Origin of the sequence: Mycolicibacillus koreensis (assembly GCF_002104795.1) — a bacterium.
Taxonomy (GTDB): domain Bacteria; phylum Actinomycetota; class Actinomycetes; order Mycobacteriales; family Mycobacteriaceae; genus Mycobacterium; species Mycobacterium koreense.
The window spans coordinates 1-15,365 of record NZ_NCXO01000065.1 but is presented as its reverse complement, the minus strand read 5'-3'; the positions used below and the strand labels follow the sequence as shown (position 1 = coordinate 15,365).

18 protein-coding genes are annotated in these 15,365 nt (G+C 68.0%); 2 read left to right on the top strand and 16 right to left on the bottom strand.

Going from position 1 to position 15,365, the window contains the following annotated elements; translation table 11 throughout:
• On the top strand, positions 1-205 hold a 205-nt coding region (locus tag B8W67_RS21180), incomplete at its 5' end, for a hypothetical protein (protein WP_207567711.1).
• Here B8W67_RS21180 and murA read toward each other — a convergent pair.
• Entirely contained in the window at positions 195-1,451 is a 1,257-nt protein-coding gene (gene murA / locus B8W67_RS18710; protein ID WP_085305602.1) for a UDP-N-acetylglucosamine 1-carboxyvinyltransferase, read from the bottom strand. The two genes, B8W67_RS21180 and murA, sit on opposite strands and share 11 nt — an antisense overlap.
• Before the next feature lie 65 nt (positions 1,452-1,516).
• On the opposite strand from murA, the gene B8W67_RS18705 reads away from it, so the two are divergent.
• Positions 1,517-2,104 (top strand): cob(I)yrinic acid a,c-diamide adenosyltransferase, encoded by a 588-nt coding sequence (locus B8W67_RS18705; protein ID WP_069392047.1) that lies wholly within the window; start codon positions 1,517-1,519, stop codon positions 2,102-2,104.
• 32 nt (positions 2,105-2,136) lie between these two features.
• Here B8W67_RS18705 and B8W67_RS18700 read toward each other — a convergent pair whose 3' ends face one another.
• The 15 genes from B8W67_RS18700 to rpmE all read right to left on the bottom strand — a co-directional run bounded on the left by B8W67_RS18700 (position 2,137) and on the right by rpmE (position 14,919).
• Positions 2,137-2,577 (bottom strand): DUF2550 domain-containing protein, encoded by a 441-nt coding sequence (locus B8W67_RS18700; RefSeq protein WP_069392048.1) that lies wholly within the window; start codon positions 2,575-2,577, stop codon positions 2,137-2,139.
• Between the two features lie 14 nt (positions 2,578-2,591).
• A complete protein-coding gene (locus B8W67_RS18695; RefSeq protein WP_069392049.1) occupies positions 2,592-2,957 on the bottom strand; it encodes a F0F1 ATP synthase subunit epsilon in 366 nt (121 codons plus the stop codon).
• Positions 2,958-3,008: 51 nt separating this feature from the next.
• A complete protein-coding gene (gene atpD / locus B8W67_RS18690) occupies positions 3,009-4,460 on the bottom strand; it encodes a F0F1 ATP synthase subunit beta (protein ID WP_069392050.1) in 1,452 nt (483 codons plus the stop codon).
• A gap of 26 nt (positions 4,461-4,486) precedes the next feature.
• Complete coding sequence (locus tag B8W67_RS18685) at positions 4,487-5,401, bottom strand: F0F1 ATP synthase subunit gamma (protein WP_069392051.1); 915 nt, start codon at positions 5,399-5,401, stop codon at positions 4,487-4,489.
• Positions 5,402-5,416: 15 nt separating this feature from the next.
• Positions 5,417-7,063: a F0F1 ATP synthase subunit alpha gene (atpA, locus tag B8W67_RS18680; protein WP_069392052.1), complete on the bottom strand. Its 1,647-nt coding sequence runs from the start codon at positions 7,061-7,063 to the stop codon at positions 5,417-5,419.
• Between the two features lie 50 nt (positions 7,064-7,113).
• Positions 7,114-8,451, bottom strand: coding sequence for a F0F1 ATP synthase subunit B/delta (locus B8W67_RS18675; protein WP_069392053.1), 1,338 nt, complete (start codon positions 8,449-8,451; stop codon positions 7,114-7,116).
• A 6-nt stretch (positions 8,452-8,457) separates the two neighbouring features.
• Entirely contained in the window at positions 8,458-8,982 is a 525-nt protein-coding gene (locus tag B8W67_RS18670; RefSeq protein WP_069392054.1) for a F0F1 ATP synthase subunit B, read from the bottom strand.
• 9 nt (positions 8,983-8,991) lie between these two features.
• Positions 8,992-9,249 carry a F0F1 ATP synthase subunit C gene (locus tag B8W67_RS18665; RefSeq protein ID WP_069392055.1) on the bottom strand — a complete coding sequence of 86 codons (258 nt, stop codon included), beginning with the start codon at positions 9,247-9,249 and terminating at the stop codon, positions 8,992-8,994.
• 45 nt (positions 9,250-9,294) lie between these two features.
• Positions 9,295-10,053, bottom strand: a complete 759-nt coding sequence (atpB, locus tag B8W67_RS18660; RefSeq protein WP_069392056.1) for a F0F1 ATP synthase subunit A — start codon at positions 10,051-10,053, stop codon at positions 9,295-9,297.
• Positions 10,053-10,517, bottom strand: coding sequence for an ATP synthase subunit I (locus B8W67_RS18655; protein ID WP_069392057.1), 465 nt, complete (start codon positions 10,515-10,517; stop codon positions 10,053-10,055). Before B8W67_RS18655 ends, atpB begins: the two co-directional genes overlap by 1 nt.
• Before the next feature lie 222 nt (positions 10,518-10,739).
• Entirely contained in the window at positions 10,740-11,948 is a 1,209-nt protein-coding gene (locus B8W67_RS18650; protein WP_109470097.1) for a glycosyltransferase family 4 protein, read from the bottom strand.
• Positions 11,949-11,963: 15 nt separating this feature from the next.
• Positions 11,964-12,659 carry an L-threonylcarbamoyladenylate synthase gene (locus B8W67_RS18645; protein WP_372507489.1) on the bottom strand — a complete coding sequence of 232 codons (696 nt, stop codon included), beginning with the start codon at positions 12,657-12,659 and terminating at the stop codon, positions 11,964-11,966.
• 2 nt (positions 12,660-12,661) lie between these two features.
• Positions 12,662-13,534 carry a peptide chain release factor N(5)-glutamine methyltransferase gene (prmC, locus tag B8W67_RS18640; protein WP_069392059.1) on the bottom strand — a complete coding sequence of 291 codons (873 nt, stop codon included), beginning with the start codon at positions 13,532-13,534 and terminating at the stop codon, positions 12,662-12,664.
• Complete coding sequence (gene prfA, locus B8W67_RS18635) at positions 13,531-14,604, bottom strand: peptide chain release factor 1 (protein WP_069392060.1); 1,074 nt, start codon at positions 14,602-14,604, stop codon at positions 13,531-13,533. Before prfA ends, prmC begins: the two co-directional genes overlap by 4 nt.
• Positions 14,605-14,676: 72 nt before the next feature.
• Positions 14,677-14,919, bottom strand: coding sequence for a 50S ribosomal protein L31 (rpmE, locus tag B8W67_RS18630; RefSeq protein WP_069392061.1), 243 nt, complete (start codon positions 14,917-14,919; stop codon positions 14,677-14,679).
• Positions 14,920-15,365 lie beyond the last annotated feature (446 nt).

Below are 15,365 nucleotides of genomic sequence, written 5' to 3'. Positions count from 1 at the left end.
GGCCAAGAATGTGGCAAAAAACAACAACAAACAAAAACCACCAAACACACTATTGAGTTCTCAAACAACACACCCTGTTTTGGGCAACCCGGCCAGCGTACACCGGAAATCAGAGCCCGTCAACCCCCAGTTTCTGGGGTTGTCGGGCCGGATCGCATCACACCGATCGGAGCCGGTGCGATCTGTCGACCATGTTACCCAATGACGCGTTCGACCTCTACACCCAGGCTGACCAGGTTCTCCACGAACTTCGGGTAACCGCGGTCGATGTGGAACACGTCGTGCACCTCGGTCTCGCCGTCGGCGACCAGGCCGGCCAGCACCAGCCCGGCGCCGGCCCGGATATCGGAGCACCACACCGGGGCGCTGGAGAGCTGTGGCAAACCCCGCACCACCGCGTGGTGACCGTCGGTGCGCGCGTCGGCCCCCAACCGGATCATCTCCTCGACGAAGCGGAACCGCGCCTCGAAGACGTTCTCGGTGATCATCGAGGTGCCGTCGGCGATCGCCGCCAGCGCGATCGCCATCGGCTGCAGGTCGGTCGGGAAGCCCGGGAACGGCAGGGTCGCCACGTTGACGGTCTTGGGCCGCTCGTACTGGGCCACCCGGAAGCTGTCCTCGGTCTGGGTCACCGTGGCGCCGGCGTCGCTGAGTTTGTGCAACACCAACTGCAGATGTGTCGGGTCCACGCCGGTGACGGTGACGTCGCCACGGGTCATCGCCGCACCGATGCCCCAGGTGGCGGCCACGATGCGGTCCCCGATCACCCGGTGTTCGGTGGCGTGCAGCCGGGGAACGCCGGTGATGGTCAGCGTCGGCGATCCGGCCCCGGTGATCTGGGCGCCCATCTGGGTGAGCATCGTGCACAGGTCCACCACGTCGGGCTCCCGCGCGGCGTTGTGGATCACCGTGACCCCGGTGGCCAGCACCGCGGCCATCAGGATGTTCTCCGTCGCCCCCACCGAGGGGAATTCCAGTTGGATCTCCGCGCCGTGCAGCGCCTCGGCTTCGGCGACCACGCAGCCGTGCTCGATGTTGCACCGGGCCCCGAGCTGGCGCAGCCCGGCCTGGTGCATGTCCAGCGGCCGCGAGCCGATGGCGTCACCACCGGGCAACGCCACCTTGGCGCGTTTACAACGACCCACCAGGGGGCCCAGCACGCAGACCGAGGCCCGGAATTGGCGCACCGCGGCGAAGTCGGCGTCGTATTTCAGCTCGTCGGGAGCGGTGATCCGCACCGTCTCGCCGTCCAGGTCGACGGTGGCTCCCAGTCCGCGCAGGACCTCGGCCATCAACGGCACGTCGAGGATCTCGGGGCAGTTGGTGATGGTGCTGGTGCCCTCGGCGAGCAGGGCGGCCGCCATCAATTTCAGAACACTGTTTTTAGCGCCACCAACAGCCACTTCGCCGGCCAGACGGCCACCGCCGGTCACCAGGAATCGCTCCGCCACGCGGTCAGTGTAATGAAGGGCCGGTGCGCTGGGGGCCCGGTCGGGTCGCCCGGTACCGTTTGCTCATGGCCATTCATGTGACGCGCGTCTACACCCGCACCGGCGACGACGGGACCAGCGGGTTGAGCGATTTCTCCCGGGTCAGCAAAAACGACACCCGCCTGGTGGCCTACGCGGACTGCGAGGAGGCCAACGCGGCCATCGGTGCCGCGCTGGCCCTCGGCGCGCCCGAGCACCAGATGGCCGCCACCTTGGGGCAGATCCAAAACGAATTGTTCGACGCCGGCGCCGACCTGGCCACCCCGGTGGTGGAAAACCCGAAGATCCCGCCGCTGCGGGTGACCCAGGACTACATCGACCGGCTGGAAGCGTGGTGCGACAGCTACAACGAGGAGTTGAGCCCGCTCAATTCGTTCATCCTGCCGGGCGGCTCACCGCTGTCGGCCCTGCTGCATGTCGCGCGCACCGCGGTGCGCCGCGCCGAGCGCGCCGCCTGGGCCGCCGTCGACGCCCACCCCGACGACACCAATGTGCTCCCGGCGAAATACCTCAACCGGCTGTCGGATCTGCTGTTCATCTTGTGCCGGGTGGCCAATCCCGGCGGCGACGTGCTGTGGCAGCCGGGCGGGCAACGCGACGAGAATCCCGCGTAGCGGACATCGCGCCGAATAGGGACTGTGCCCGCTCAGGCGGTGCGTCGCCGCGATCGCGGCGACGGACGCGACTCCAGCCACGACAAAAACGCGGTGAGGGCGCCGCGGTCGAACGCGATCTCGTAATCGGCCCCGTCCTGGCTGGTGTCGTGGACCTCCAAGATGGTGATCTCGTCGGTCATGATGTCGAATTCGTCGCCCCGCGGCGCCCGCCGGGACACGATCTCCACACCCCGGCGGCTGAGGCGCCGATCCGGCCACAGTCGAACACTCGACAACCGGTAGAACGCGGCTTCCCCACCGCGGTAGCGGATGACCCCGTGGCGCCAGCCGTGTCCTGCCACCGCGGGGATGTCGCGCATGATGCCGGCGGTGCCGCCCTGGCGCAGCTTCCACAGCCGGTAGCTCAGGGCAGCGAGGGCGACCACCAACACGGCGATGAGCACGACCATGCCGACCATGGACGCGCTCATCGGTTCACACCCCGCTAATCGAGGACGCCCAGTGCACGCAGCCTGGCCCGCCCCTGGGCCGCTATCCGCGGGTCACTGGATTGTGAGTCGTGCCGGGCCGTGGTCTCGTCGATCTCCTCGGCGAAATCGGCTGATTCGGCCAGGACGATGACGCCGTCCTCGGTCACCGACAGGAACCCGCCGTGCACCGCGATCCGCAGGTCTTCCTCGTCGGTGCGTTCGACGCGGACCATCGCGTCGTCGACGAGTTCGGCGACGAGCGGAATGTGCTGCGGCAGGATGCCGATCTCCCCGACCGTGGTGCGGGTGAAGATGAAACTGGCTTTGCCCGACCACACACTGCGATCGGCGGCAACGATGTCGACATTCAACTCGCTCATGTCACACCGCCTTTCGCTTGATCTCGACTATCTGTGCAGAAGCCCTCATCGTCACATCTTGGCGCCGAGGCTCTCGGCCTTCTTCGCCAGGTCCTCGAGACCACCGATGAGGAAGAACGCCTGCTCGGGCAGGTGGTCGAAGTCTCCCTTGGTCAGTTTGTCGAAGGCCTCGATGGTCTCCTTCAGCGGCACCGTGGAGCCGGGCTGGCCGGTGAACTGCTCGGCGGCCATCATGTTCTGGCTCAGGAACCGCTCGATGCGCCGCGCCCGGTTCACCAGCTGCTTGTCCTCTTCGGAGAGCTCGTCGATACCGAGAATCGCGATGATGTCCTGCAAGTCCTTGTAGCGCTGCAGAATCCGGATGACCTCCTGGGCAACCCGGTAGTGCTCGTCGCCGACCACCGCGGGATCCAGAATCGTCGAGCTCGACGCCAGCGGGTCCACCGCCGGGAAGATCCCCTTGGAGAACACCGCCCGGGACAGCTCCGTGGTGGCGTCGAGGTGGGCGAACGTCGTCGCCGGCGCCGGGTCGGTGTAGTCGTCGGCGGGCACGTAGACGGCCTGCATCGAGGTGATGGAACGCCCACGGGTCGAGGTGATCCGCTCCTGCAGCTCGCCCATCTCGTCGGCCAGGGTGGGCTGGTAGCCCACCGCCGAGGGCATCCGGCCCAGCAGGGTGGAGACCTCCGAGCCGGCCTGGGTGAACCGGAAGATGTTGTCGATGAACAACAGCACGTCCTGGCCCTGCTCGTCGCGGAAGAACTCCGCCATCGTCAGCGCCGACAGCGCCACCCGCATACGAGTGCCCGGCGGCTCGTCCATCTGACCGAACACCAGCGCGGTGTCCTTGAGCACGTTGGCCTCGCCGAGCTCGACCCACAGGTCGTTGCCCTCACGGGTGCGCTCCCCCACACCGGCGAAGACCGAGGTACCACCGAAGTTGCGGGCGATACGGTTGATCATCTCCTGGATGAGCACCGTCTTGCCCACACCGGCACCACCGAACAGCGCGATCTTCCCACCACGCACGTACGGCGTGAGCAGGTCGACCACCTTCAGCCCGGTCTCGAGCATCTCGGTGCGCGGCTCCAGCTCGTCGAAGGCCGGGGGTTTGCGGTGAATGGCCCAGTGCTCGAAGTCCTCCCCGTAGCCCGGGTCATCGAGGCAGTGCCCCAGCGCGTTGAACACGTGGCCCTTCACGCCGTCGCCGACCGGCACCGAGATCGCCGCGCCGGTGTCGACGACCTCGACCCCGCGAACCAGGCCGTCGGTGGGCTGCATGGAGATGGTGCGCACCAGGTTGTCACCGAGGTGCTGGGCGACCTCCAGCGTCAGCGTCTTGGCCAGCGACTCGAAGGTGATGTCGGCGTGCAGCGCATTGAACAGTTCGGGCACGGCGCCCCGGGGGAACTCGACGTCGACGACCGGGCCGGTGACCCGGACAACGCGACCGTTGGTGTCGGCGCCCTTGGCGCCGGCGGGTTTTTCAGCGGTAGCAGTCATTTCCTTCTTCGCTTCCTGGGTGGGGCTTATCGGGCGGCGCCGGCGAGGGCGTTCGCGCCACCGACGATTTCACTGATTTCCTGGGTGATCTGGGCCTGCCGCTCGCGGTTGGCTTCCAACGTGAGCGCCTTGATGAGGTCGTCGGCGTTGTCGGTGGCGGCCTTCATCGCGCGCTGACGCGACGCCAACTCCGAGGCCGCGGCCTCCAGCAGCGCCGCGTACACGCGGGTGGTGAGGTAGCGCGGCAACAGGGAGTCGAACAGCGCGGTGGCGTCCGGCTCGAACGAGAACAGCGTGTGCGGACCGGTGTCCTCACCGACGTATTCGACGACCATCGGTGCGACCCGCAACGCCTCGGCCGACTGCGACAGCATCGACTTGAACTCGGTTGCCACGATGTGCAGTTCGTCGACCGCGGCACCGTCGGATCCGGCCTCCTCGCCGTTGGCGCCGGCCAGGAAGGCGTCCATCAACGTCGAGGCGATCTCGGCGGCGTCCTCGTAGGTCGGCTGCTCGGAGAAACCGTTCCACGAACCGGTGATCTCCCAGTTGCGAAACGAGTAGTACCCCAACGCTTTGCGACCCACCACGTAGAGGCTCGGCTGCTTGCCCTCCTCACGAAGCAGGGCGAACAGTTCCTCGGCGCGGCGCAACACGTTGGCGTTGTAGGCCCCGCACAGCCCGCGGTCCGACGTCACCACCAGCACACCGGCGCGGGTCCGCGTCTCCCGCTCGACCAGCAGAGGATGGTCCAGGGCGCTCTCCCCGGCCAACGTGGTCAGCATGTTGGTGATCTCGGTGGCGTACGGCCGTGCTGCGGCCAGTCGGGCCTGCGCCTTACCGATGCGCGAGGTCGCGATCAGCTCCTGGGCCTTGGTGATCTTCTTGATCGACCCGGCGGAGCGGATCCGTCCCCGTAGCTCGCGAAGTGTGGCTGCCATGCGATTCCCTGTGAACTATTTCTTCTTCGGCGCGGGCTTGCGGACCTTGACGGCCGCCTTGCCCAGTTCGCCTTCGTCGAGGGCGTCGACGTTCTCGTCGGGCACCACCGAACCGCCACCGGTCGGCGCGAAGCCCTTCTTGAACTTGTTGATCGCCGCGACCAGCTTCTCGCTGGTCTCGTCCGAGAGCTTCTTGCTCTCCCGGATGTCGTTGAGGATCTCGGCTTCCGACGCCCGGATGTGGTCAAGCAGTTCGGCCTCGAAGCGACCGACGTCTTCCACCGGCACCGAGTCCAGGTGCCCCTCGGTGCCCAGGAAGATCGAGACCACCTGGTCCTCGACGGACATCGGCGCGAACTGCGGCTGCTTGAGCAGCTCCACCAGGCGCGCACCACGGTCCAGCTGGGCCTTACTGGTGGCGTCCAGGTCGGAGGCGAAGGCGGCGAACGCCTCGAGCTCGCGGTACTGCGACAGGTCCAGACGCAGCGACCCGGCCACCTCTTTCATCGCCTTGATCTGCGCGGCACCACCGACACGCGACACCGAGACACCGACGTTGATGGCCGGCCGCACACCCTGGTTGAACAGGTCACTCTCCAGGAAGCACTGACCGTCGGTGATCGAGATGACGTTGGTCGGGATGTAGGCCGAGATGTCGTTGGCCTTGGTCTCGATGATCGGCAGGCCGGTCAGCGAACCGCCGCCGAGCTCGTCGGAGAGCTTCGCGCAACGCTCCAGCAGCCGCGAGTGCAGGTAGAACACGTCACCCGGGTAGGCCTCACGACCCGGCGGGCGGCGCAGCAGCAGCGAGATGGCGCGGTAGGCCTCGGCCTGCTTGGTCAGGTCGTCGAACACGATCAGGACGTGCTTGCCCTGATACATCCAGTGCTGGGCGATCGCCGAACCGGTGTAGGGGGCCAGCCATTTGAAGCCGGCCGCGTCCGACGCCGGCGCCGCGACGATGGTGGTGTAGTCCATCGCGCCGCCCTCTTCGAGCGCGCGACGCACGCTGGCGATGGTGGTGCCCTTCTGGCCAACGGCGACGTACACGCAGCGGACCTGCTGTTTGGGGTCGCCGCTCTCCCAGTTCTGGCGCTGGTTGAGGATGGTGTCCACACACAGCGCCGTCTTCCCGGTCTTGCGGTCACCGATGATCAGCTGACGCTGACCGCGGCCGATCGGGGTCATCGCGTCGACGGCCTTCACACCGGTCTGCAGCGGCTCGCTCACGCTCTGACGCTCCACCACCGAGGGGGCCTGCATCTCCAGGGCGCGGCGGGTCTCGGCCTCGATGTCGCCGCGGGCGTCGATCGGCTGGCCGAGCGGGTTGACCACCCGGCCGAGGAAGCCGTCGCCGACCGGCACCGAGAGCACCTCGCCGGTGCGTTTGACCTGCTGCCCCTCGGCGAGGTTCTCGAAGTCACCGAGGATGACCGCACCGACGCTGTGCTCGTCGAGGTTGAGCGCCACGCCCAACACACCGCCGGGGAACTCGAGCAGCTCCTGGGTCATCACCGAGGGCAGGCCCTCGACGTGGGCGATACCGTCACCGGCGTCGATGACCGTGCCGACCTCCTCGCGGGCGGTGTCCGAGGAGAAGGAGTCCACGTACTCCTCGATCGCTCCCTGGATGTCATCAGCGGAGATTGTCAACTCTGCCATGGCTTTTCGTCTTCCTGCCTTCGGGGTGGATGGTGGTCTGTCGTTGGGGATCAGTCGGGAAGCTGGGTTTGTGCCGCCGCCAAGCGCGACGACAGCGTGCCGTCGATCACTTCGTCGCCGACCGAGATCTCCAGCCCGCCGAGCAACTCGGGGACGATCTGCATCTGGACGGTGACCGGGTGGCTGTAGACCCTGCTGAGCACCTCGGTCAGCCGGGTGCGTTGGGTGTCGCTGAGCGTGGCGGCGGCGCGCACATGCGCCACCACCTCACCGCGGCGCGCGACCGCGGCCTCGGCCAATCCGCGCACCGCCTGTTGGGTCGGCTGCCCACGCAGCAACTCCACCGTCTGCGACAGCAGTGCCACCGCGACCGGGTTGGCGTTACCGGCCCGGTCGACAACGCGGTGCAGCAACCGCACCCGGTCGCGCGCCGGTGCGGTCTCGTCGCCGAGGAGGGTGTCCAGGCGCGGCTGGGCGTCGAGGATCCGGGAGAACACGAACAGCTGGTCTTCGACCTCATCGATCTGGCCGGACCGTTCCGCGCGCACCAACAGCGACTGGCGGGCCAGATACTCCAGCGCCTTGGCCAGGTCGGCGGTCTCCGACCACCGCTCGCTGACCGCGGCGGTGATCAGGGTGAGCGCGGCGGTGCCCACCTTGTCGGCGAGCAGGCGCTGCGCCAGGCGCACCCGCGGCGCGCCGTCCTCGCTCGGGGTGGTCAGGTGCCGGGTGACCAGCGCCTCGTCCTGCAGCAGCTTGACCACCGCGACCAGCTCGTCGGCCAGGGTCGACAGGCCCTGCTCGTCGAGGTCGGCCACGACCTCGTCGAAGCGCCTGGAGAGGCTGGTGTAGGCACGGCGGCTCCCGGAGCGGAATCGGGCCAGCACCGGGTCTTCGATCTGCACCGCCGACGGCGCCATCGCCTCGAGCTCGTCGAGGAAGCGGTCCACGGTCGCAGCCTGGCGACCGGGGTCGCTGACGTGCTCGCGGACCAGCTCGCCGGCCCGCGCGACCGATTCGCGTCCCAGGTCCCCCCGCAGCTGGCGGATCAGCTGGGCGCGCAGCAGCTGAACCTGGTCCCCGCCGGAGGCTTTGACCCGTTCCACCTCGGCGTCGGCCTGGGAGCGCAGCTGCGCCGAGATCCGCTCGGCGTCGGCACGGGCGTCTTCGACCACCCGCGTCGACTCGCTCTTGGCGTCCTCGACCGCCTTGCTGTGCGCCTGCTCGGCCTCGGCCAGCCGGGAGGCAGCGCTGGCGGCCTCGTCCAACTGCTCACGGACCGAGTCTTGTCGCGCGGCCATCATCGTGCGCACCGGCGGCACCACGAAGCGCCACAGCAACACCACGATGAGGGTGAAACCGATCAGCTGACCAATGAATGTCGACATCGCCGCTTACCGTCCTGCCGCCGTCGTCGCGTCGGCATCGCCCACGCTGACGCCCAATACCCGGCCGGCGAGGGTCGTCGAGAGGGTCTCCACCCTGGCCCGCAGATCCCCGGCGACCGTGTCGCCTTCACGTTTGAGCTGCTCGCTGGCTCCCTGCAGGGTCGCGGCCACCTGCTCGGCGGCTTGCCCCCGCTTCTCCTCCAGGAACGTGCGCCCCTCGTTGCGGGCGTCGTCCCGGATCGCGGTCGCTTCGGTGCGCGCCCCCGCCATCGCCTCCTCGTAGTCGGCTTCGGCGGCGGCGAACTGCTCGGCGGACCGCTTGTTGTCGGCCAGCGTCTTGGTGACCATGTTCTCGCGCTCACGCAGCACCTTCGTCACCGGCGGCACCACGAAGACGCTGATGACGGCCAGCACGATCAGGAAGATCGCCAGTACGACGAAGAAGGTGCCGTTGGGGATGAGGAAGTTGCTTGTCTCGGCTTCCTCACCGCCCTGGCCCGCGGCCAGGATTGCAGCGCTTAAGTCACCCATGTCAGCGGACTACTGTGCAGCGATCGGGGTGGCGAAAACGAACAGCGCCATGAACGCCAGGTTGATGAAGTACGCGGCCTCCACCAAACCGACCGTGATGAAGAACGGGGTGAACAGCCGGCCCTGAGCCTCGGGCTGACGTGCGATACCGGCGATCAGCGCGTTACCGGCGATACCGTCACCAATACCGGCACCGATCGCGCCGCCGGCCATGATGAGGCCGCCGCCGATGAGGGCGCCCATCCCGATGAGATTCGGGTCTCCCATTACCTTCTCCTCCTTGATATCCGGTAGCTGTCTACCAGGTCTGTGTTAGTGCTCGTGGTCTTCTTCGAGTTCCATCGCCTGACTGAAGTACAGCACGGTCAGCAGGGCGAAGATGAACGCTTGGATCGCACCGACGAACAGGTCGAACGCCTTCCACACCGCGTTGGGCGCCCACAAAATATACGGCGGGAACAACGCGATCAGCCCCACCAGGATCCCGCCGGCGAAGATGTTGCCGAAAAGACGCAAGGCCAGCGAGATCGGCTTGGCGAGTTCTTCGACCAGGTTGATCGGGGCCATCAACGTGACGTGGCCCTTCACCAACTGCCGGGGGTGACCGAACAGGCCGCGTCGCCAGAAGCCGGCCAGGTGGTAGCTGAGGAAGACGAACACCGTCAAGGCGGCCACGAAGTTGATGTCGGCGGCCGCCGGGCTGAAGAGCTCCCGCGACACCCCGCCCTCGTCGGCGTACTGCACCGGCAGCACCGACAGCCAGTTGGCGATGAGGATGTAGATGAACAGGGTGACCGCCAGCGGCAGCACGAACGGGGCGACCCGCATCCCGATGGTCGCCTCGATCTGGCTGCGCATCTGGACGGTGATGGTCTCGAAGAACAGCTGCACACCGCCGGGCACCCCGGTCGAGGTGACCTTGGCGCGCAGGTACAGCGCCATGGCGATGACGATGACCGCGGCGATCGCACTGGAGATCACCGTGTCGAGGTTGATGGTCATCCCCAACCAGGTGGTCGTGACGTGATGACCGACCTCGACCTTGCTCTCGGCCAGGATCGTCTCGTCCATCATGCGGTCCCTTCGGTGTATCCGTCGGTCGTGCCGGCCGGTCCCGCGCCGTCGGCCGAGGTACGAATCTTCTTCCAGACCGGCAGCGCGGTACCGCCGACCAGCAGCACCTGGAAGAGCGCCAGCCCGAACAGCACACCCAGCCCGTCGGGACGGGTGAGGTAGGCGATGACCAGGGCGATCACGGTGATGACCGCCAGGCGGGTTGCGGAATTGAGCGCCATTTTGCGTTTGAGCGGATGGTCACCGGCGGTGATGGCGGACACCGACCGGCGGATCAGCAGCGCGTTGACCAACCCGATCGCCAACCCGACGCCGAGGTACACCCCGAGCATCGGGCGATCCAGCAGGACGGTGGCACCGATGGCGGCCACGGTCAGGACCCCACAGATGACGAGGAGGCGCAGCGGCCGAAAAGCCACTTCCGGAAACACCAACGGCGCATCTTGCGCTGGTGTCGTCACCGTGTCACCTCAGTCACCGAAGTCCCTGCAATCTCCGCAAAATCCAACGTAAGCCTGGCGTCGCTCACGTGCATCCCGTGCGACCTGCCGAGCGTATCGGACGGCAGTGGGCGCACAGGAAACACCCAAAGAAAAGCTCCGAAAAGCTCCTTTTTGTGGTGGCCGGATGTCGACGCCGATCGGAACCGTACCACATGGCGAGACCCCCGAAACGTCGGCCTACTACTTTTCGTCGTATATCCTATCGCGCCCCCTGACCAGGGGAATCAACGTCGCCACGACGGCCACCAGGATTGCCGCCAGCATGACCGCACCGGTGTAGCGCGGGTCGACGAAAATGGTGCTCGCCGCCCCGAGCGCCACGATCCCCACCCACAGGTAAATCAGCAGGACCACCCGGCGATGGGAGTGCCCGATCTCCAGCAAGCGGTGATGCAGGTGCATCTTGTCGGGGTGAAACGGGCTCACCCCCGCGCGGGTGCGACGCACGATCGCCAGCAGCATGTCGAGGGCGGGAACGAACATGACCGCGACCACCAGCAGGAACGGCGCCAGCAGCGCGAACACGTCGCGGGCGCCGTAGGCGCTCTGCGAGATCGGGCCGGCGGCGGTGGTGGATGCCGCGGCCAGCATCAGCCCGATCAGCATCGACCCGGAGTCGCCCATGAAGATCTTGGCGCGGTGGAAGTTGTGCGGCAAGAACCCCAAACACGCCCCGGCCAGCACCACCGAGATCACCGCCGGGGGGTAGAACAGCACGTCACCGCCGTGGTCGCGCAACAGTCCCATCGAGAAAATGCAGATGGCCAGCGCGGTGATCAGACCGAGGCCCGCGGCGAGCCCGTCGAGCCCGTCGACGAAGTTCATCGCGTTGACGATCGACACGGTCAGCGCCAAGGTCAACAGGATCGACGAGACTTGGTCGAGCACGATCGTGCCCACGCCCCCGAACGGGATGTAGAGCACGCTCCACGCCACCCCCATGGTGACCAGCACACTGGCGGCGGTGATCTGACCGGCGAATTTGGTCAGCGCATCCAGACCCCAGCGGTCATCGATGAGTCCGATGCCCATGATCACCCCGCCCGCGACGACCACCGCGGGCATCCCCGAGGAGTAGACGAACCCGCGGGTCAGCGCGGGCAGTTGCGAGGCGAGGAACACCGCGGCGATGGTCCCGGCGTACATCGCCAATCCGCCCATCCGGGGAGTGGGGGTGACGTGGACATCACGGTCGCGGGGGTAGGCGACCGCGCCGAGACGGGTGGCCAGCATCCGCACCGGCCCGGTCACGAAGTAGGTCACGATCGCAGCGGTCAGCCCGACCAGGGCCAGCTCGCGCAGCGGCACTCCCGCACCCTGCTCGGCGACGGCGAACACCCCGGTGGTCAGGGTGGACACGTCACCGGTCATGCCGCGACCGTACTGCACTCACCGGCACCCGGATCAGTCCGTCAACGTCGCGGGATCCGTCTGCAGCGCCGCGGCCACGCTCTCGGCGCTGACCGGCCCGGCGCGCAGGATCCGGGGTGCGGCGCCGGTGAGATCGACGATCGTGGACGCGGCCTGCTGCGCGGCGGGGCCGGCGTCGAGATAGACCGCAGCCCGATCGGCGAACTGCTCGCGCGCCGCGGTGGCGGTGACCGCCGGAGGGTGACCGGACACATTGGCGCTGGAGACCGCCATCGGCCCGGTTTCGCGGAGCACCTCGATGGCGACCGGGTGCAACGGCATGCGCAGCATCACGGTGCCGCCGGTGTCGCCGAGATTCCACGGCAACGACGGGGCGGCGGTCACCACCAGGCTCAGTGCCCCCGGCCAGAACGCCCGGATGAGGGTGCGGGCGGTGTCGGGGACGGTGAACACCAGTCCGTCGATGGTGCGCCACGATCCGACAAGCACCCCGACCGGCATGTTCGGGCCGCGCCCCTTGGCCGCCAACAGGGCCGCCACGGCGGCCGGGTCGAAGGCGTCGGCACCGATGCCGTAGACGGTGTCGGTGGGCAGCACCACCAGTTGGCCGGCCTTGACCGCGCTGATCGCGGCGGCGACCCCGGCGGCCCGCCGGTCCGGATCGGCACAGTCGAACACGTCGGGATCACCTGTCGGGGGCCGATCCGGCTCGCCGGTGCTGTGTGTCACGGTCAGACCTTCCTGCGGGCGGTCACGAACCGCGGTCGTCCTGCCAGATCCCGGTGGCTCACGATGGTATCGAAAAGGTCTGTGTGGGCGATCAATTCGCTGGTCGCGTCGGCGGTGGTGTCGTCATGCTCGACGGCGAAGCGGCCGCCGGGACGCAACCAGGCACCCGCCCGAGCGGTGACCGCGGCGATCACCGTCATCCCGTCGGGACCGGCGAACAGCGCGTGGTCCGGGTCGTGGCCGGCCACCTCGGGTGCCACCGCGGCACCCTCGGGGATGTAGGGCGGGTTGGACACCACGAGGTCGACGGCGCCGTCGAGGTCGGCCAGAAGCCCCGGGGTGGCGATGTCGGCGTGGACCACCTCCACCGGGCTGTCAGCGGTGTTGCGACGGGCGTAAACCACCGCGTCGTCGCAGACCTCGACGCCGAGCACCCGGGCGGCGGGCCACCGCCGCGCCAGCGCGAGCGCCAGGGCCGCCGAGCCGGTGCAGGCGTCGATGATCGTCGGGGTGTCGGGCAGGTCTTGATCGTGCGTCCAGGCCAGCAGGGCCTCGGTCTCGGGGCGGGGCACGAACACCCCGGGACCCACATGCACCGTCACCGGGCCGAACGCCGCGGTGCCGGTGAGGTGCTGCAGCGGTACCCGGCGGGCACGGGCGTCGACCAGCCGTCGGTACTCGCCGTAGAAGTCCGGCTCGGGTGGATCGACGAGGGCCAGCCGTCCCCGCTCGGCCCCGATCAGGTGCGCGGCCAGCTCTTCGGCGTCACGGCGGGCGGCGTCGATCCCGGCGCGCGACAACGTCGCGGTCGCCTCGGCGATCGCCCGCGACAGCGCGGCCGGCGAGCGCCGGGCCGCGGCGCCGGAGCGGGTCATGACTGGTGCAGTCGGGCTTGCTTGTCCGCGTCGGCCAGCGCGTCGAGGAGCGCGTCGAGCTCACCGTCGAGCACCTGGTCGAGGTTGTGGCTCTTGAAGCCGATGCGATGATCGGCCAGCCGGTTCTCCGGGAAGTTGTAGGTCCGGATGCGTTCGCTGCGGTCGACGGTGCGGATCTGGCTGGCCCGGTCGGCCGACGCTTCGGCCAGCGCTTTCTCCTCGGCCACCGCCTGCAGGCGCGCGGCGAGAACCTGCAGCGCGCGGGTCTTGTTCTGCAACTGCGACCGTTCGTTTTGGCAGGTGACGACGATGCCGGTGGGCAGGTGGGTCAGACGCACCGCCGAGTCAGTGGTGTTGACGCCCTGGCCGCCCTTGCCCGAGGAGCGGTAGACGTCGACGCGCAGATCGGCGTCGTCGATCTGCACCTCCCCGACCTCCTCGGGTTCTGGGTAGACCAGCACACCGGCCGCCGAGGTGTGCACCCGGCCCTGCGATTCGGTGACCGGAACCCGCTGCACCCGGTGCACCCCGCCCTCGAACTTCAGCCGGGACCACACCCCGTCGGCGGTGTCGCCCTTGCTGGCGATCGACAGCGTCGCCTCCTTGTACCCACCGAGGTCGGAGGTGGTCTGGTCGAGCACGGTGACCGTCCACCCGTGCCGCTCGGCGTAGCGGGTGTACATGCGGGCCAGGTCGGCGGCGAACAGCGCGGATTCTTCGCCGCCCTCCCCGGATTTCACTTCCAGCACGATGTCGTCGCCGTCGTGCGGGTCACGGGGGGCGAGCATGTCGGTGAGCTGGGCGTCCAAGTCGGCCACCCGGGCCTCTAACTCCGCGGCCTCGGCGGCGAACGACGCGTCGTCGGCGGCCAGCTCGCGGGCGGCCTCCAGGTCGTCGCGCGCGGCGGTGAGCTTGCGGTGGGTGGCCACGATCGGCGCCAGCTGGGCGAAGCGCCGCCCGACCTTGCGGGCCTGCGCGGGATCGGCGTGCAGATCGGGGTCGGCCAGTTGGGTCTCCAGTTGCGCATGCTCGGCCAGCAGTGCATCGATGGCGTGCACGCTCTGCGTCATGTCAACTTCTTCCCCGAACGCAAACCGACGCCCGGATACCGCGGCTTTGCGCTCCGGGCGTCGGGATGGTTGCTAGTTGTCGGCGTTCTCCGTCTTCGCGGCGTTGGCCTTGCGCTTGCCGTACCGGCGCTCGAAGCGCGCCACCCGGCCACCGGTGTCCAGGATCTTCTGCTTGCCGGTGTAGAACGGGTGGCACTGCGAGCAGACCTCCACCACGATGTGCCCACTCGGCTTGGTGCTGCGGGTGGTGAAGGTGTTGCCACAACCGCAGACCACGGTGGTCTCGCCGTAGGCGGGGTGAATGTCGGTTTTCATGATGTCCTCTGCAATCGTCGGTCCGGGTCGCCCAGCAGGGCGTGAACCGGAGCCTGAGGTGACGGGTTGGAATGACCAACCTGATCCGGCGTCTGATTATGCCAGTCCAGGCATCGTGGCCCCAAAACGTCCCGCCGGCCCCGGCTATTCCCTCTGACCTGTTTTCCCCCTCGCACCTGTTCCCTCGCCTCTTCCCGGGTTGGTGAATTACCGCACCCCGAGTGGCGAATTGTTTGACGATCTAGGAACCTGGGTATGGAGCACGGATAGTTCCGGGGCCACCGCGGCGGTGTCGCCGGGACCCGAACAGAGAGAGGCGACGATGACGATGCAGATCCGAAGCCTGATGACCAAGGCCGCAGTTGCCGTGTCCGGCGCCGTGGTCGCGATCGGACTGGGTGCCGGCGCGGCCGTGGCCACCCCGGAACCACCCCCGGTACCCCCAG